This window comes from Gordonia sp. NPDC003950 (assembly GCF_053605205.1).
In genome coordinates this window covers 172,201-189,870 of record NZ_JBSGIT010000001.1, presented here as the reverse complement: position 1 = coordinate 189,870, position 17,670 = coordinate 172,201, and the positions used below count along the sequence as shown (strand labels likewise).

The 17,670-nt window shown below is 66.2% G+C and carries 17 protein-coding genes; 7 read left to right on the top strand and 10 right to left on the bottom strand.

Annotated elements, in window-relative coordinates; genetic code table 11:
* Positions 1-15: 15 nt before the first annotated feature.
* From ACWETB_RS00950 to ACWETB_RS00935, 4 genes are read right to left on the bottom strand one after another with little or no spacing between them, the layout of a single operon-like run.
* Positions 16-1,335, bottom strand: coding sequence for an MSMEG_0569 family flavin-dependent oxidoreductase (locus ACWETB_RS00950; protein ID WP_348809853.1), 1,320 nt, complete (start codon positions 1,333-1,335; stop codon positions 16-18).
* On the bottom strand, positions 1,332-1,667 hold the full coding sequence (locus tag ACWETB_RS00945; RefSeq protein WP_348809852.1) for an MSMEG_0570 family nitrogen starvation response protein: 336 nt from the start codon (positions 1,665-1,667) through the stop codon (positions 1,332-1,334). The genes ACWETB_RS00950 and ACWETB_RS00945 overlap by 4 nt, the downstream gene beginning before the upstream one ends.
* Positions 1,660-2,559, bottom strand: a complete 900-nt coding sequence (locus ACWETB_RS00940; RefSeq protein WP_348809851.1) for a carbon-nitrogen hydrolase family protein — start codon at positions 2,557-2,559, stop codon at positions 1,660-1,662. The genes ACWETB_RS00945 and ACWETB_RS00940 overlap by 8 nt, the downstream gene beginning before the upstream one ends.
* A 10-nt stretch (positions 2,560-2,569) precedes the next feature.
* Entirely contained in the window at positions 2,570-3,091 is a 522-nt protein-coding gene (locus tag ACWETB_RS00935) for an MSMEG_0572/Sll0783 family nitrogen starvation response protein (RefSeq protein ID WP_348806035.1), read from the bottom strand.
* Between the two features lie 420 nt (positions 3,092-3,511).
* On the opposite strand from ACWETB_RS00935, the gene ACWETB_RS00930 reads away from it, so the two are divergent.
* Entirely contained in the window at positions 3,512-4,150 is a 639-nt protein-coding gene (locus ACWETB_RS00930; protein WP_452208683.1) for a hypothetical protein, read from the top strand.
* Positions 4,151-4,243: 93 nt separating this feature from the next.
* On the opposite strand, the gene ACWETB_RS00925 is transcribed toward ACWETB_RS00930, so the two are convergent.
* The gene (locus ACWETB_RS00925; RefSeq protein WP_348809849.1) at positions 4,244-5,332 is read right to left on the bottom strand and encodes a VOC family protein; all 1,089 of its coding nucleotides are present in this window, start codon (positions 5,330-5,332) and stop codon (positions 4,244-4,246) included.
* A gap of 226 nt (positions 5,333-5,558) precedes the next feature.
* On the opposite strand from ACWETB_RS00925, the gene ACWETB_RS00920 reads away from it, so the two are divergent.
* From ACWETB_RS00920 to ACWETB_RS00900, 5 genes are read left to right on the top strand one after another with little or no spacing between them, the layout of a single operon-like run.
* A complete protein-coding gene (locus ACWETB_RS00920) occupies positions 5,559-6,437 on the top strand; it encodes an acetaldehyde dehydrogenase (acetylating) (RefSeq protein WP_452208681.1) in 879 nt (292 codons plus the stop codon).
* Positions 6,434-7,483, top strand: coding sequence for a 4-hydroxy-2-oxovalerate aldolase (gene dmpG / locus ACWETB_RS00915; RefSeq protein WP_449744508.1), 1,050 nt, complete (start codon positions 6,434-6,436; stop codon positions 7,481-7,483). The genes ACWETB_RS00920 and dmpG overlap by 4 nt, the downstream gene beginning before the upstream one ends.
* Positions 7,480-8,961 carry an aldehyde dehydrogenase gene (locus ACWETB_RS00910; protein WP_449744507.1) on the top strand — a complete coding sequence of 494 codons (1,482 nt, stop codon included), beginning with the start codon at positions 7,480-7,482 and terminating at the stop codon, positions 8,959-8,961. The genes dmpG and ACWETB_RS00910 overlap by 4 nt, the downstream gene beginning before the upstream one ends.
* A gap of 11 nt (positions 8,962-8,972) precedes the next feature.
* Complete coding sequence (locus ACWETB_RS00905) at positions 8,973-9,734, top strand: SDR family oxidoreductase (RefSeq protein WP_449744506.1); 762 nt, start codon at positions 8,973-8,975, stop codon at positions 9,732-9,734.
* A gap of 12 nt (positions 9,735-9,746) precedes the next feature.
* On the top strand, positions 9,747-10,163 hold the full coding sequence (locus ACWETB_RS00900; RefSeq protein WP_449744505.1) for a tautomerase family protein: 417 nt from the start codon (positions 9,747-9,749) through the stop codon (positions 10,161-10,163).
* A gap of 185 nt (positions 10,164-10,348) precedes the next feature.
* Here the strand turns inward: ACWETB_RS00900 and ACWETB_RS00895 are convergent, their stop codons facing one another.
* Positions 10,349-11,179 (bottom strand): hypothetical protein, encoded by an 831-nt coding sequence (locus ACWETB_RS00895; protein ID WP_452208678.1) that lies wholly within the window; start codon positions 11,177-11,179, stop codon positions 10,349-10,351.
* 236 nt (positions 11,180-11,415) lie between these two features.
* Here ACWETB_RS00895 and ACWETB_RS00890 point away from each other — a divergent pair, with 236 nt between their 5' ends.
* Positions 11,416-11,610, top strand: coding sequence for a hypothetical protein (locus ACWETB_RS00890; protein ID WP_452208676.1), 195 nt, complete (start codon positions 11,416-11,418; stop codon positions 11,608-11,610).
* On the opposite strand, the gene ACWETB_RS00885 is transcribed toward ACWETB_RS00890, so the two are convergent.
* The 4 genes from ACWETB_RS00885 to ACWETB_RS00870 all read right to left on the bottom strand — a co-directional run bounded on the left by ACWETB_RS00885 (position 11,582) and on the right by ACWETB_RS00870 (position 17,647).
* Entirely contained in the window at positions 11,582-13,834 is a 2,253-nt protein-coding gene (locus ACWETB_RS00885; RefSeq protein ID WP_452208674.1) for a YcaO-like family protein, read from the bottom strand. The genes ACWETB_RS00890 and ACWETB_RS00885 overlap by 29 nt on opposite strands.
* 273 nt (positions 13,835-14,107) lie before the next feature.
* Positions 14,108-14,788 (bottom strand): ATP-binding cassette domain-containing protein, encoded by a 681-nt coding sequence (locus ACWETB_RS00880; protein ID WP_452208672.1) that lies wholly within the window; start codon positions 14,786-14,788, stop codon positions 14,108-14,110.
* Between the two features lie 32 nt (positions 14,789-14,820).
* Positions 14,821-15,921 (bottom strand): ABC transporter transmembrane domain-containing protein, encoded by a 1,101-nt coding sequence (locus ACWETB_RS00875; protein ID WP_452208670.1) that lies wholly within the window; start codon positions 15,919-15,921, stop codon positions 14,821-14,823.
* Positions 15,914-17,647, bottom strand: coding sequence for an ABC transporter ATP-binding protein/permease (locus ACWETB_RS00870; protein WP_452208668.1), 1,734 nt, complete (start codon positions 17,645-17,647; stop codon positions 15,914-15,916). Before ACWETB_RS00870 ends, ACWETB_RS00875 begins: the two co-directional genes overlap by 8 nt.
* Between the last annotated feature and the right edge of the window lie 23 nt (positions 17,648-17,670).

Genomic DNA, 17,670 nt, shown 5'->3' with positions numbered 1-17,670 from the left:
GGTGAGGCGGGTCGATCAGGACGCGATGCCGACCGGACTGGCGTGCGTACCGGGGTTGCCCCGGCGCAATGCGGTGGTGATGCTGTCGGCGACGTGGTGGGCGTCGCGGTCGATTCCGAGGAATCGGCCGGATCCCCAGGTGTGCATCCACGGTAGTCCGATGAAGCTGAGTCCGGGGACCGCGGTGATTCCGCGGGTCTGCATCGGGCGGCCGGCGCCGTCGAAGGCGCTGGCCTCGATCCAGCGATAGTCCGGCCGGTACCCGATGGCCCAGATGATGCTGGTGATCCCGGCCGCGGTGAGGTCCAGTGCGGTGGGACCGGCCTCGGGTGTCCACACCGGCTCGTACCGCGACGCCGGGGGAGCGTCGATCCCCTGGGTGTCGATGTAGCGGTCGATGTCGGAGCAGATGGAGTTGTACACCGCGTCGGCCCGGTCCAGCGATCCGGTCAAAGTCGGGGCGAAGGTGAGGTGATCGTCCTTGCCGCCGGTGAGCGCACCGTAGAGGCGCATTCCTTCGCGGGCGAACTGGCGCAGGTCGACGTCGCGGCCACCGTCCCGGCCGGTGACGTAGTGGTTGGTCTTCTCCTGCGCCGCCCGTCCGCCCGGATACTGTTGCGCCGGAATGTCATACACACCCATCTCGGCCAACCACGTCATGCAGTCCCGGCCGCGGTAGGTCCGCGCGACGCGGGGTGCGTTGCCGATGGCGAGGTGGACCTCGCGGCCGGCCAGATGCAGGTCCTCGGCGATCTGGGTGCCGGACTGGCCCGATCCGACGACCAGCACGCCGCCCTCGGGGAGTTGGTCGGGGTGGAAGTACTGTTCCGAATGAATCTGGGCAACAGCAGGATCGAGTGATGACGCGTAGGGCGGTAGCACCGGCAGCGGGTACCCGCCGGTGGCGATCACGACGTGATCGCAGGTGAGGATCTCGTCGCCGGCTCCGGCGTCGGCAACCTGCGAGTGAAGTGTCACCTGGAACCCGTGCGCGGTCGGCTGGTGGACGCGGGTGACCGTGGTGTGCTCGCGTACGGGAGGACTGAAGGTATCCAGCCACCTCGACAACCACGCGACGACCTCGTCGCGGGTCATGAATCCGTCGGGGTCCGCGCCGTCGTAGGTGTGTCCGGGCAGTCGGCAATGCCAGTTCGGGGTGACGAGAGTGAAATTGTCCCACCGCTTGTCGGCCCAGGCGTGCATGAGGGTGCCGGATTCGACGACGAGGTGGTCGATGTCGGCTCGTTGCAGGTACCAGCTGACCGACAGGCCGGCCTGGCCGCCGCCGACGATGACGACAGGGATGTGGTGGGTGGGATGAGCCGGTGTGCTCATGGTGACTCCGGGTGGTGGGAGGAGGAGCTGGAGGAAGTGGGTTGGGGCAGTGGCGGATACATGGTGATCACGGTGACGGTGGCATCGTCGTCGTAGCCGCCTGCGGTGGAGGTGATGTCGGCCGCGGAGGCGGCGGCCGACGTGCATGCGAATCCGTACTTGGCGCGGACGCGTTCGGCCGCCTCGCCGAGAGCGGTGGTGGCGCGATCACGCAGTTCGGTGACGGTGTAGTCCGCTCCCGAATCCAGGTGATCGTGCATGACCAGACTGGGTGAATAATATTCGCGCACAGCACCATCGGGCCAACGTACGGTGAAGGTCATCTCAGGCATGCGACAGACTCCGCCAGGCCGCCGCGCCGGTGGCGTCGACATCGGTCAACGTGCCGTAGACGTCGGGCCGTCGATCGCGGAGATGGAACATGCCTGCGCGCATGGTGCGGAAGGTGTCGGGGATGTCGACGTCGGCGATGGCCAGTCCGCTCCCGAGCAGGGTCGAGTCGAGGATGTTTCCCCCGGGGTCGACGATCTTGGCGTTGCCGACATAGCGAAGGGAGCCAAAGGTTTCCGCCTGATTAGACGCCACCCAGAACACCTGATTGTCCAGGGCGCGGGCGACATCGAAGAGGTTGAACCGGTAGGTCCAGCGATCCTCCTGCAGGTTCTCCGCGGTTGCCGTCCGCGCGGCCGGCCACGCCGACAGGCTGGCGATGACCTCGGCACCTTTGAGGGCCATGATCCGGGCGGCTTCGGGAAACGCCTTGTCGTAACAGATTTGGAGACCGACTCGGCCGATGGGTGTCTCGAAGACCCCGTAGTCGGTGCCCGACGAGTACGACATGTTCTCGCCCAGTGGCTGGTGCACCTTCCGGTAACTGCCGTAGATTCGGGTGCCGTCGAGGAGTGCGGCCGCGTTGTAACGGGTTTCGCCGTCGTCGGCGAGTTCGCAGAAACCGATGGCGATGAGCATGTCACCGATAATCGACTGTATCCGAGCGATTTCCGGGCCGTCGAGACGAATCGCCGGCGGCAGTGACCGCTGGGTGTTCTTGATGGTGTCACCGTGATTGCCGAGGCTCGACAGGTAGCCGCCGATGGCGGCCTCGGGGAAGACGAGGAAGTCGACGCCGTGCTCACGAGCCTGCGCCACATACTCGGCGATCGTCTGGAAGTTCTGCTCGAGGTCGCGGGTGAAGTTGGCCGCGACCGATCCGATGATGGTCATGGCATCCTCGTCAGACCATGTAGGTCGAGTTGATGATGGCGCCCTTGCGGGCGTAGTGGATGACCGCGTCCTGCACGTCGAGTGGGTGCGCGGGAATGACACCTTCGATGAGGTCTTCTTCGCGGCCGCCGTGCAATGCCAGGCCGAACCGGCAGCAGAAGACGGTGCCGCCCTCGGAGATGAACGTGGCGAGGGAGTCGTTGATGTTCTGCTCACCCGGGAATCCGGAGTCGCCGGTCTTCGGAAAGCCGCGTGTGGCAAGGCAATTGATGGCGCCGGGGCCGTAGAAGTAGATGGCGGATTCGAATCCCTTGCGCAGTGCGCGGGTGGCCTGCAGCACCGCCACGAATGACACCGACGACTCGTGCGCGATACCGTGGACGAGGGTGAAGTACGTCTCGCCGTCCTCGGCCTGGTAGTCGGGGAAGATCTTGGTGCCGCCGTAGATGTTCGACCCCTTGGGCAGCGAAGGATGGGGGATCTCGGCGAGCGACTTGGCGATGTTCTCGGTGATGGTGTCGTCGAGGGACATGGGACTCCTTGAGGGTGCGGAAAGCTCTGCAGGAAGTGAAGATTCAGATTCGGCGACATTGCCGGGGAGATTCCGGATCAGGTTCCGGGCGGGCCGTCGAACTCTCGGCCACGCATCAAGTAGACCGCCGGCGTATTTCGTGGTGGTTACAAACGGAACAACTGAACGGCCGATCTGTGTAACACGCCTCGTCGAGTTGGGCGTCCTTTTCGTCGAGTGTGCGCTCATTCCCGTCGAGTGTGCGCTCGTCCGCGTCGAGTGGGTGTCGTTCAGCGTCGAGTGGGTGCGGCGAGGTATGCCTCCGATGCGGGAGAGTGCGCACTGTCGGTGGCGGTCACGTGCCGTGCACTGGATCCAGAGATGGCGACGAGCCCCGAGGCCTCGTAAGAATCGGCTGGAGCCGATCAACCTGGGAGCGCTGTGAACGAGGAGGAGAGCGCTGTCAGTGGGCTGGAGAGCGCTGTCAGCGAGGAGGAGAGCGCTGTCAGTGGGCTGGAGAGCGCTGTCAGCGAGGAGGAGAGCGCTGTCAGTGGGCTGGCCGCGTCACCCCGGTCCATGCCGTCCCTCGACACGGGGAGCACACTGGTAGCAGTGGCCGACGATCGGAGAGTAGTGGCAGGGCTCGAACTGGACCCGGGGTTCGCGGCTTCGTTGCGCAAGATCGAGCGCAAGGTGCTGGCAGAGGTCCCGCTGCGTCCGCGCTCGGTCCGGGTGATCTGGACCACGATCGTGGTGCTTGCGGCGGCGACCGTCACCGCGTGGATCACCAGCGACGCCGACGGTGTCCGCACGATCCTCGGTGAGATCGCCATCGGACTCGGCGTGGCCGGCGCGCTGATGTCCACCGTCGCCGTGACGTTACGACGATTCGGCTGGTGCTGGGTGGCCTCGGCGATCAGTGCGATCGCGGTGCCGTTGTCGGTACTCGGCTACTGGTCGACGCAGACCGGACTCGGTGTGGCCTCCGTCGGATTCCTGGTCGCCGCGCTGGCCCACGCTGTCCTGGTGGGGAACTGGGTTCAGTGTGGACGACCGCCGCAGCCCGGGCCGGGAAAGTAGTCTTCCACGAACACAACATCGGCGAACACAACATCGGCGCGGAACCTGAGGGTTCCGCGCCGATGTGCGTGATGGCGGCGTGATGTGGCGCGCCTACACCGGGGCGCCGGCGACCGCGCGCGAGTGATCGATCTCGGCCGGGATGTTCTCCGCCGCAGCTTCGGCCTCGGGTAGTTCGGCGCCGGGACCGAAGTGGGCGAACTGCTCGATGTGCTGATCGAGTGACAGCGGGCTCGGGGTCCCGTAGGTGAAGTAGGTCTCCCACGGAAGTTTCGCGCCGCCGATGGCCAGACCGGTGTCGATCTCGGCCATGTTCCAGGTTTTGGTCTGCGCGTCGGGATCGAGGTGCAGATAGCCGGCCTCACCGAACAGCTCGATCCGGTTGCCGCCGGGTTCGAAGACGTAGAGGAACTGGCCCTGGGTGATGCCGTGCACGTCGGGACCGGCCTCGATCTGAATGTCGTAGTCGCGGAACATCTCCGCAGCATCGACATTGTGCTGGCCGGTGCCGTAATAGAAGGCGAGGTGGTGCAGCTTGCCCCGACCGCCCGTCATGTCGCGCATGCAGGCGACCTCGTGACCGAGCAGGTTGGAACTCATCCAGGCGCCGATTTCGACGTCACCGTCGACGACGCGCTCGGTGGTGCGGAAGCCGAGGTGACGTTCGAACTCGTTCTTCACCGCGGTCACATCCGATGCCATCAGGTTCAGGTGATCGATGCGCTTGACGGGGATGCCCTGCAGCGGCTTCTTCGACGGCCGGGACAGGATCTTGCTCTGCAGTTCCGCCGGCGCGACGTACTTCTCGGCCTCCCACAGCAGTGCGAAGTCGTGGCCGTCGGCGGTGTTGTATGACAGCGTCTTTCCGTAGCCGAATTCATCCTCGTGCCAGGAGGTTTCGACGTTTCCGTCCTGAAGGGACCTCGCGCGCCGCTCGAGCGCCTCGGGTGAGCTGGTGCGCATTGCCGCGTGGCCCATGCCCGGCTGTGCGGACTCGGTGATCTTCAGACTCCACTGGTAGGGGTCCTCATAGCCGCGCAGGTATACCGACTGCCCCTCGCGCTTGGTGACGTACATACCGAGGAACCGGGTGAAGAAATCTTCGGTCTCCTGAGGCTTGGGGCTGAGCAGCTCGCAGCGTGCCAGATGGGCAACGTCGAAACGGCCGGGATTTTCGGTCATCGGATCTCCTGTGGTGACTCATTGGCGAACCGCTTGGGCGGTGCCATCCATCTGCGGATGAGACGAGGATGGACCAACTCTGTGACCGCCATCACTGCCGTTCGGCAATACCGAACAACGTCGTCGGGACGGGCTCGTCTGTCCGGATACCCCGTGACCGGGCTCACGAGCAGGGACCAACTGCCTAGCGTCGGTGCCAACGCGTCAGCGAACAAGGGAGAACACGATGAGTCGGTTGACCGCCGCAATAGTCGGGTCGGGCAACATCGGGACGGACCTGATGTACAAACTGCTCCGATCCGAGCATGTCGATCCGGTGTACATGATCGGGATCGATCCGGACAGCGAGGGATTGCGCCGCGCAGATTCCGAAGGCCTCACGATCTCCGCCGGAGGAGTGGATTGGCTGCTGGCGCAACCGGATCTGCCCGATCTTGTCTTCGAGGCGACTTCGGCGAAGATCCACGCTGCGGCAGCCCCGCGGTATGCGAATGCCGGTATCACCGCCATCGACCTCACGCCGGCCTCGGTGGGTCCGTATGTGGTTCCGGCCGTCAATCTCGACGAGCACCTCAGCGCGCCCAATGTGAACATGGTCAGTTGCGCCGGACAGGCCACCATCCCGATCCTGTACGCCATCAACGAGGTTGCCGAGGCCGCCTACGGCGAGATCGTCGCCGCCATCGCGTCGGCGAGCGCCGGCCCCGGAACGCGGCAGAATCTCAGCGAGTTCAGCGAGAAAACCGGACGTGCCCTCGCGCAGGTCGCCGGGGCCGACAAGGCCAAGGCCATCTCCGTCATCAATCCGGCCGAACCACCGATGAACATGCGGGACACCGTTTATGCGAAGGTGCGCAACCCCGATGCCGCAGCCATCGAACGTGCCGTTGTCGACATGGTGGCCCGAGTGCAGGAGTACGTGCCGGGGTACACCCTCAAACTCGTCGACGTCGAAGGCGATCTCGTCACGGTGATGCTCGAAGTCGTTGGCGCAGGCGACTTCCTGCCCACCTACGCGGGCAACCTCGACATCATCACCGCCGCCGCCGTACGCGTCGCCGACGTGATGGCCCAGCAGAACCTCGTCGCAGGAGCAACACGATGACCGACCAGCCGACCACGAACCGCGAGATCACCCTCGTCGACACCACGCTGCGCGACGGAATGTCCAGCGTGTCACACCAATTCACGACTGAGAATGTCGCGGCGATCGCCGCCGGACTCGATCGTGCCGGGGTACCGACCATCGAGGTCGCCCACGGCATCGGGCTGGGCGCCTCGTCGATCCAGTACGGCTTCGCCGCCGCCACCGATCCCGAATACGTACGCGCAGCCGTCGATGCCGTCGAGAACGCCGAGATCGCCGCGCTGTACGTCCCCGGAATCGCCACCCTCAACGAGTTGCAGGGCGCCATCGACGCGGGCATCTCCACCGTCCGGGTGGCCGTGCACTGCACCGAGGCCGACTGTGGTCAGCAACCGGTCGAGTGGGCAAAAGACAAGGGCCTGAACGTCATGTGCTTCCTCATGATGAGCCACAAACTCGAGGCCGAGCCACTCGCCGAACAGGCGGCCAAGCTGGACTCATATGGCGCCGACGTCGTCTACGTCGTCGACTCCGCAGGTGCGATGGTGCCGCAGCAGGCCGGCGAACGGGTCGCCGCACTACGGTCGGCAATCTCCGCCGACATCGGATTCCACGCCCACAACAACCTCGGCGTCGGAATCGCCAACGCGCTCACCGCAGCCGAGAACGGCGCCACCTTTATCGACGGCTCGCTGCGCGGTCTCGGCGCGAGCGCCGGCAACGCCCAGACCGAGGTTCTCGCCGCGGCCTTCGAACGCGCCGGATGGGACACCGGAGTGGATCTCTTCCCGCTCATCGACACCGCCGAACACGTGGTCGCGCCACTGATGAAGGAACCGCAGATCGTCGACGAGACGGCGTTGGTCCTCGGCTACGCCGGTGTGTACTCGACGTTCTTCCACCCGACCAAACGCGCCGCCAAGAAGTTCGGCGTCAGTACCCGCGACATCCTGCTCGAACTCGGCCGGCGTGGGGTAATCGGCGGGCAGGAGGACATGATCATCGATGTTGCCTCCGAACTGGCCGGCCGCACCTACGAGACCCCGGAGGTGGCGGCGGTATGACCACCACACCAGCACCGACTTCAACACCCGTCGAGATTCGTCACCTGATCGGTGACGACTGGCATGGTGCCTCGGACGGAACAACTTTCGAATCCCGAGATCCGCACGACGGCACACTGCTGGCGAATGTGGCCCGCGGAACCGCCGACGACGGCGCGGCCGGCATCACCGCGGCGCGCACCGCCTTCGACACAGGACCGTGGCCGCAGATGTCACCCAAGGAACGCGCCACCGTCCTGCGCGCCGTCGCCGACGCCGTCGACGAGCATCGAGAAGAACTGGCGCAGCTGGAAACCCGTGACGGGGGCAAGACGATCACGCAGTCGCTGCACGCGGAGATCCCGCGGGTCGCCCACAATCTGCGATTCTTCGCCGACTATGTGTCGATGGCCGCGAGCGAGGCCTACCCCGACGGCGACCTGCTGTCCTATGTGCTCTACCCGCCGGCCGGAGTCGTCTCGGCGATCAGTCCGTGGAATGCGCCGCTGATGCTGGCCACCTGGAAGATCGCACCGGCGCTGGCCTTCGGTAACACCGTGGTGCTCAAACCGGCACCACAAACCCCGTTGACCGCCAACCGGTTCGCCGAGATCGCCCTGGAGGCCGGCCTGCCTGCCGGAGTGCTCAATGTGGTGCACGGTTTCGGCGGCGAAGGCGTTGCCGGACCACTGACCTCCGACCCGCGAGTCGACCGCATCACCTTCACCGGGTCGAGCGCCACCGGCGTCCACATCCTGCAGGCGGCAGCACTCAATCACACACCGGTGTCGGCGGAGATGGGTGGCAAGTCGGCCAATGTCGTCTTCGACGACGCCGATCTCGATGTGGCGGTGCCGATGTCGATTCGTGCGATCTTCGGGGGCAACGGTCAGGTGTGCCTGTCGGGTTCACGACTACTGGTGCAGAACTCGATCCGCGAAGCCTTCATCGAGCGTTTCGCCGAAGAGGCCGCCAAGCTCACCGTCGGCGATCCCAAGGATTCCGGGACATTCATGGGGCCGCTTATCGAACAACGTCACCTCGACAAGGTCGCCGGGTACGTCGAACTCGCTCAGGAGGAGGGTGGGAAGGTCATCACGGGAGGCGAGCGGCTCACCGGTGCCGCACATGCCAAGGGCTTCTATTACCCGCCGACGGTGATCACCGGGCTCACCAATGAGTCCCGCACCGCTCGCGAGGAGATCTTCGGCCCGGTGGAGACGGTCATCGGCTTCGACACCGAGGACGAGGCGCTGCGGATCGCCAACGACTCCCCGTACGGCCTGGCCGGAATGCTGTTCACGCAGAACCTCGATCGCGCTCATCGAATGGCAGCGCGATGGAGGGCCGGGACCGTCTGGATCAACACCTTCTTCGAGAGGGATCTGCGCCTGCCGTTCGGTGGGGAGGGAATCAGCGGACTCGGCCGCGAAGGCGGTCAGTACTCCCGCGAATTCTTCACCGAGCCCCGCGCGGTGACCATCCGGCTACGCAAGTGAGTGCGGCAGGCATGTCTGAGCACGCCGCGGCAGAGACCTGTGTGGTGGTCGGCGCCACGGGCGCGATGGGATCGGTCATCGTCGAGCGACTCGTCGGTCGCGGCCATCGGGTGGTGGCGGTGGCCCGTTCACAGGAGCAGCTCGACAAACTCGCGACGACGAGCCCTCTGATCGTGTCGTGCCGCACGGATATCGCCGATGACGCCGCGGTCGACGACATTCGGGCAGCGCTCGACGCGCCCGTCCGGATGGCGATCTTCGCGGCCGGTCTGCCGGTCAAGGGTTCGGTGGACACCATCACGCCGTCGGCGCTGGCGACCGCTGCCAACGTGAAGGTGGCCGGGCCGGTGCGGCTGCTGCACGCGGTGCGGGCTCACCTCGTGCCGGGATCGCGGTTCGTGGCGATCGCCGGATCGCTCGGTATCGAACCCGGTCCGCTCGATGCCGGCCCGGGCACCGCGAATGCCGCACTGCTGAACCTGATGCGGCAGATCAGTGCACTGTACGGGCCGAAGGGAATCACCACGCACACCGTCGCGCCCGGGCCCATCGACACGCCTCGGTTGCGCGCGATCATCGAGACCGAGTCGCAGCAGACCGGGCAAGCGATCGAGGAGATCTGGGCGCGCTACCGCGCCAAGACCGCGCTGGGCCGTCTACCCACGCTCGAGGAGATCGCCTGGGTGGTGGAAACGCTGTTGGCGCCGGAAGCCGACGTCCTGCACGGCGCCGTCCTCACCGCCGACGGCGGCGTGCGCCACGGACTTCTCTAGAAGGGAAAGACCATGCCGGTAGCCCACTTTCACCTGCCCGTCGGAGCGGCGACACCCGATCAGGAGCGCCGACTGCTGACCGAGGCGGCGGCAGCCTACTCGCGAGTCCTCGACTCTCCGATCGAGCGGGTGCGGACCTTCCTGGTGCACTATGACCCCGCTCACCTCACGGTGGCCGGGGAGCTCGTCGCCGAGAGTGGGTTTGTCGCACCATATTTCACCGCGATCGTCCTGGCCGGACGTCCCGTCGAGCAGCGGCAGGAGCTACTCGCGGGGTTCACCGACCTCATCGTGGACGTCCTCGACGTCGACCGCGCCGGCGTGCGTGGACAGATCATCGAGGTCGACCCGGACAACTGGGGGATCGCGGGCCGTCCGGCGTCGGGCGCGCGTGCATCGGAGATCAGAGCCCGCGCAGGTACCCCCTGACCCTCGTGCGCCGAGTGGGCGCTGTTTCACGTCGAGTGGGCGCCACTCTGCGTCGAGTGTGCGCCCTTTCCTTTCGAGCGTGCGCCACTCAGCGTCGACTGTGCATCCGATCCGGTCAGCAGACAGTTGGGTCTGCAACGCAGGTCGCGTGTTCACCGTGTGATCGGTGATGGCCACTGCGAATATCACCACCCGGGGTACGGCGTCACTCCCGAGGGTGTCGCGGTCACGACCGCATCGGGCGGGAAAGCGCCGAGCGGAATCGTCGCTGTGCCGGGTACGAGGAGTCGGACGCACACGCCGGACGGATTGTCCGGTGGTGACAGGTCGATCCGCCACGCGACGTCGTGCGGTGGTGTCGACAACGCGGCGACGCGCCCGCCGGAGTCCGTGGCCGTTTTCCGATCGTCAAGGCGTGCCGGAGCATCCAGGCGATCTCGGATGAGGTTGCGCACCACCGGATCGATGAGAAGTTGAACGTGCGCAATGGGATCGAGCAAAGTCCGGTGTCGGGGACCGGAGGCTGCGAGATATCCTCGGTCGGTCCGATGTGCCGGCAGCCCCGAGGTACCGGCGCGATACATTGCGCTCCCCGCGTCGCTCAACGAACGGGCGACGACGAGCTGCCAGAACGCTCGCGCGATCGCGGAGCGTTGTGCCCGAGCATCGTTTCCGTATCCACCGCCCAACGCGATGATCTCGCCATCGTCGACCGCGGCCAGGGTCACCACGCCGCCGAGGCGGGCGGGCAGCACCTGCAGGGTCACCGGCCCTGGCGCCGGGCCCAGAAGATCACTCACCTCGGGATGCATCGCGGACGCCGTCTCGATCACCTCGGGCTGTTCGGCGGCCCACCACCGCCACAAGGCATCCTCGACGGCGAGCGCGGCCCACGCATCGTCTACCGCGGCAGCGTGGGTGAGGCCGGCACCCAGCCCGGATAGGAAGGGTGGATGATCCTTGGGCTCAGCAGGTTTGGTATCCCATCCCCGAGCAAACGCGAGGGTGTACGGCACCCATCCACAGCGCTTCTGCGGTGGCCGGTCACTCTCGGTAACGCGATATCGGGTCGCCGCCACCCAGGTTCGTCGGACGTCGGCTCCCGGTGTGGTGACGGGGCAGCCCGGTTCGGCGACCAGCGCCGGATCGATCAATCCCAGATCGGCGACGTTAGCGCGGGCGAATGTTCCTCGGACAACTCGGTCATCCGTCCGACCCGGCGAGGCAGCCGGGAATGGTCGGCCGACCACCAATGACGCACCGCCGCGAGGCGAAGACGATCCGCGTCATCGGACTCATCGAGATCGACCACCACGGCCTGCGCGTCGACACCATCATGGCGGGGCAGCGATATCTGGTGGTGCCGGAATGCCTCAGGGATATCGGCGGAATGGCGGATCCGGATGGCGTGCAACATCTCAGGCATGGGGCATGGGGAAGTAGTTGAGATCTGTCTCGGCGAGCGGGCGCTCGCGCCAGCCGAGCTGAACAGGTACGTCCATGACTCGTGCCCGACCGAGAAACGGGAAGGCGGCAGGAGCATTCCCGACCGTGCCCGGGGCGAGCACACGAACCACCCGCATGCCGGTACTGCCGATGTCGTCGGTGGTGATGTCGACGACGATCGGGTCGATACCGTTGGCGTGCAACGTGTCACCGTACTGCGATGCCGATCGGGAGGGCAGTTCGGCGATGTCGGAGATCGCGATCCGGGCGGCCGGTTCCAGCAGATGCGCCATACGTTCACCGGCCCGCGGATCCAGGTAGACCTGCTGCTGCACCATGAGGTCGTCGCAGTCGTGCATGTCGGGGCGGAAGTCATCCAGGTATGCGCGATCGGCTCGCCACGGTTTGAAGGCTCGGCCGTTGAGCTCGCCGTCGGCCATCACCTTCCAGTGCAGGCCGTTGGCACGCAACAGATCGCGTGATCCCTCCTGCAGGGTGAAGGCCTCGGTGAGTGCTTTGAGTGCGGCGTCGCCGAACCGCGGTCGCGCCGAGAAGCCCACGTTGACCAACGAGTGGGCATCGTCGTGCACCACCGAGGCCGCCACGGGTACGCCGAACTCGTTGTCGAGACGGATCACATGGTGACGCAGTCCGTCTGCAAGTATGGGTAACTCGACACCGGCGACAGCGGGCAGGGGTAAGGCGTTGAGCCACCAGATCATGGTGGCGTGACGCTCGATGATCTCCTCGAGTGCACTCGCGACGGCGAAGTCCTCATCGGGTCCGGCCGCGATCCCGGCGAAGGCGCAGAAGTTGGTCGGTGGGGCGGCCGCGAACCCGGCCGAGTACCAATTGACATAGACCAGCGACGCGGGAACGAGGATCTCCGAGCGATCGCCGAGCCTCCGCCCGGGAACCCAGTGGATCCGCAGATCACGGGTCAGAGGGACGAAAGGAAAACCCGGAGAACGATATTGGGTATCGCTGTAGAGTACGAGTTCGGCCGGATCAAGCGTCGGAACACCCCGGCGTACGAGTTCGTGATAGGAGCCCCAGGTGACCGGCAGGGTATCGAGGATGTTGCCGCAGTATCGTTCGGCCGACTCTCCCAACGCCGCCAACTCAGCGGAGCGTGGGTCGTCGAAAGCCGAACCCTGACAGAGGATGTTGTTGGCCCACGGAGTGACTGCACGGATGTCGCCGACGTCGGCCTGTCGGGTGGCGAGGGCGGCCGGAACGCTCGCGTCGTGGGTGACGGTGCGGACCCTTACGATCACACCGGTTCGGTCGTCGACGAGGTCGTCGATGGTATGGGGGCGGTGTGTGGTGCGCCGGGACGGCATCGGGAGTACCGGGTGTCTGCGGTGGTCGACGTCTCCGGTTGGGTCGATCCAGAGTTCGTGGACGACATCACCGGCCCCTGCGCGGGCTGCTGACGGTGATGTGGTGGCGATGATGTCCAGTGCGGCGTCGAGAAGCGTTGTGAGCGAACGTGGACGAGGACCGTGATCGCCGGTGATGGCCGGTGTCCGCAGGACACGATGGACCCGTGGGTCGCGTGCTGCCGCGAGTCGGAGCGCCGCCGCATCCTCATACGAGGCGCCGAGTCCCGGCGTGACCACGGGACCCACCCACAGGCGTCCGCGGGTGATCTCCACCGGGAGCCAGGTGACCCGCATGTCGTGGCACATCCGGTCGATGTCGATCAGATCCGACTCTCGTGAGCCCTGAACAACCACCACCAGAGGTGATCTGGTGGTGAACGCCTGATTCACCACAGCGCGCGCCCCGGTCCATTCGACGGGAATGAGGCGGTCGTCAGGATGAGTGAGCGTGACCATCGCATCGACGGCCTCACCATCGCCGCTGATGAGTGCATCGATACCCCGTCGCCGGATGTCTTGTGGCGCAACCGACCGCACGGTACTCGCGCCTTCGACGGAACGATCTCCGATCAACGCACGCAGCGGATGCGCGGCGCGCGTGAGGTCCGCACTCACCAACTCGTCGCGTCCGGCCTGCCAGGCGGCGATCAGCATCGTCACGGTTGCGGCCGGCAGCCCGATGATGTGGTGCGCCTCGCCGCGGCTGATCACGCATGACCGGTCGTCGAGGGATCGTATCTCCACGCCGACGACCGGGCGGAGTGTCTCGGTGACGAGGGGAACCGGTGTGGAGATGGCGGTAACGGACTCGGAGGTAATGGACTCGGAGGCGGCGGACATGGAGTTCTCCAGGGAAGTGTCTTGCAGGACAACAGGTGTGGCGACCGACGGGGAGGGACGCGGCCCCGGTGGTTACCGGGGCCGCGTCACCGCCGGCCCGGGATCACTCCCAGGAGAAGGCGGTTGCCACGTGGCCGTGATGGTTGGAGTTCGGTGCAAGCACCGCCTCCTCGGCACGCGCCTCTTCGACAGCGACGATCGTGATCTCCGACATGTTTCACCTCCTCTCAGTGTGTGCGTGATGAATCGGTTGGGGGACAACGAGAGTGCGACTCACGAGGGCGTCGCACCGTCATCGTCGGATGATCCGTGCAGCTCGCGATAGTGCGGTGAGCTGACGATGAGATCGTCGTGACGACCGGTCGCGACGATGGTTCCGGCCGCGAGTACGGCGACTCGATCGCACGCCGCCATGACAGAGGCGCGGTGGGTCACGACGATGGTCGTGCGGTTGCGCCGTGCGGCGGCGAGAGCGGACAGAAACTCGGCCTCGGTGTTCGGGTCCAGCCCCGCGGTCGGCTCGTCGAGGATGAGCACATCGGGGGATCTCAGCAGGCCACGTGCGAGGCCGAGTCGCTGCCGCTCGCCACCGGAGAGATCGGCACCCCGCTCGGAGAGGACGGTGTCGAGTCCTCTCGGAAGCCGTCGAATCCGTTCCGCCAGTCGGGCGTTGGTTAGGGCCTCCCAGATGCGTACGTCGTCGGCCGCGGGCAGCAGCAGATTCTCACGCACACTCGCATGGAAGATGTGGGTGTGCTGACCCACGAGGACGACGTGCTCGCGGGTCCGTTCCGGCGACAGCCGGGCCACGTCCACATCGCCGATGGAGATTCGACCGGATTCCTCGGCGATGAGTCGTGTGAGCGCCAGTGCGATGGTGGATTTGCCTGCGCCACTGGCTCCGACGATGGCCACCAGTTCGCCGTCGTCGACGTCCAGATCGAGGTCGCGCACGGAGGGTTCGGTGGTGCCGGGGTAGCGAACCGTCAGTGCGTCCGACCGCACCTCGGCCGAGGTGCGGTCGGTTCGGGTTCGTCGGGACTCGTCTGTGGACGAACTCCGGGGGTGGTGATGAGTTCATCCACTCGCGCGGCGGCGGCAGAGGTCTCGCCGAGTTTGCCGACGGCGCCGGTGATGGCGACGGCCGGTGAGACGCCGGCGGCGGCGAGGGTCACGATCACCGGAACCATGGTGGGGGCCAATGTCCCCGAGCTGACCGCTTGAACGGACAGACCGAGAGCCGTCAGCACAATCCCGACGGTGGATGCTTCGATCAATCCCTGTTCGATGCCACCGCGCACGGCCAATGCCCGTCGTGCCCGCTGGATCCGGCGGGTGCCGTCGGCGGCCCGGGCGGCCACGATGTCCAGACGTCCCAGCAGGACCGCCTCCCGTGCGCCGGTGCGTGCCGACAGGGCATCGGCGGACATGGTGGAGATCGCTGTGCGCAGGACCGTGCCCTGACGAACAGCCCAGGGCAGCAGGGTGATCGGGATGGCGACGATGATGATCTGGGCGAGCGGAAGGAGAAGGCCGGCCGGACCGAGCCAGATGACCGCACCGATCGACACCGTGACCGAGGCGATGGCACCGGCGACCACCTGTGCGGCGGTGTGGGCGTAAAACCATTCGAGACTCTCGGCGTCGGTCATCGCAGCCGAGACGGTGTCCCCGGACTTGCGGCCGGCGAGGCCGAGGGGAGCCAAACGTGCGAGCGCGCGGTGGATGCGCAGTCGAATGGTGTCGATGACGCGGTAGGCCAGCACATGCGCGAACCATTGCTCGGTCCACGACGCGAGACCGATACCGATGACCGTGGCGATGAGCCCGATCAACAGCATGGGCGCCGCTCCGGTGTCGGCGACCAGCGCCGCCGCCGCCGCCACCGACAGAACGGAGGACAGGATGCCCAGAATCAGGACGGTCCAGACAACGGCCACGACGCCGATGAACAACCGCCACTGACCGCGCAGGTGGGACGAGAGGGCGAGGATGGGGGCGATCACGGCCGCGCGTGAGGCCGGACCGGCGTCGCTGCGAGCGTGGACCGCCGAGGTGGGAGGTGCTGCCGCGGTCGGTTCAGTCATGCGGGTGCCTGTTCGGTGACGCCTCGGCCAAGTCCTGGTGAGCTGCTTCTGCATCGTGGACGTGGTCGTCGACGATTCGTCCGTCTCGCACCTGGATCAGGTGATCGGCCTGATGCGCCACGTCGAGACGATGGGTGATGGCGAGGATCGGGAGCCCCGGGTGATGGGAACGCAGATTGGTGAGCACCCCGTGCTCGCTTGCCGGGTCGAGGGCGGAGGTGGCCTCGTCGAGAATGAGCAGTCGGCGTCCCTGGGCCAGGCCGCGAGCGATCGCCACTCGCTGACGTTGGCCTCCGGAGATCAGTGCACCGTCCTCGCCGACGGGCGTGTCCAGTGTGAATTCTCCTCCGGCATCACCGATCCCGACGATGTGGGCGGCGTCGATCACCTGCCGGGGGTCGGCGCCGGGCGGCAATCCCATCGCGATGTTCTCGGCGACGGTCCCGGCGAAGAGTAGGCAGTCCTGTGCGACGAGGCTGACTCGTTCCAGGAGCTCATCGGGCGTACATTGATTGCCCCACAGGGCAACCGAACCCGCCTCCGGTACCAACAGTCCGGAGATCACGGCGGCCAAGGTCGATTTGCCCGATCCGGTGGCGCCGACGATGGCGGTGAGACCGGGCCGCACGATGAGGGAGGCATCGACGATGCTCGGCTCGGCTGCCCGGGGATACCTCGCGGTCACGCCGACCAGGCGCAGCGGATCGGTCTCGTCCGGTGGCGGAGCGCTAATCCACCCTCCGACAACGGGATTGCCTGCGGAGGCGTCGAGGTGCGGGGGGCTTGCGGTGCCCCGTTGGTGGCGGGCTTCCTCGTCCAGCAGGTCCAGAATCCGTGGACCCGAGAACGTACCCAGATAGCCCGCATGCCACATCGACGCGAGGTCGCGGAACGGACGAACCAGTTCCACCGACAGCAACACCAGGGCGAATATGTCGAAGGCGCTCAGATGATCGTGCCGGAGTGCGACCACCACCAGGACGGCCGCCGGGATGGCGGCCAGCGAGAATCCCGATAGGCCCGACTCGACCAAGGAGAGCCGAAGCTGACGCAGGGTACGTTGCAGCAGTGTGCGCGATGCCTGCGCCAGCTGTTGTTCACGACGCTGATCGGCGCCGAAGGTCACCAGGGTCGTCATCCCCTGCATCGAGTCGACGAACTCGGCGTGCAGTTCTTGGTAGGCATCCCAGTGATCCGAACCGCGCGCGGCCAGAGCGCGGTCCCACAGCCGGGGAAGGAAGGGCAGCAGGATGGTCACGCACACTGCCACCAGGCCGGTGACGGGATCGACGGTGACCATCGTGATGCCGGTCGCGAGCACCACGACGATCGTCACAGCGATCTGGGGGACGTAGCCGGAGAGGTAGGCGTCGAGGTTCTCCACGCCGTCGACCGCCACGGCATGGTCACGTCCACTGCGACCGCCTGCCGGGTCGAGTGCACTGCGTCGGACGAAGGCGCGCAATGCGCGTGAGCGGATGTCTGCTTTGATCGCGCTCATCGACGAGTGTGCGACCAACTGGCGGGCGAGCACCAGCAGAGGACGTGAAACAAGCACGGCGGCAAGGGCGATGACGACCGGGACCATTGTCGTGCCCGACCATCTGTGCGATGCGGTCACGTCGGCGAAGATCTGTGAGGTGAGCAGCGCCTGCGCCACCCAGTCGCGGAGATCGACAGGCCGATCACCACCAGGCAGAGCAGTCTGCTGCGGCGACCATCCCACAGCCTGAGGAGGCGGATGTGCTC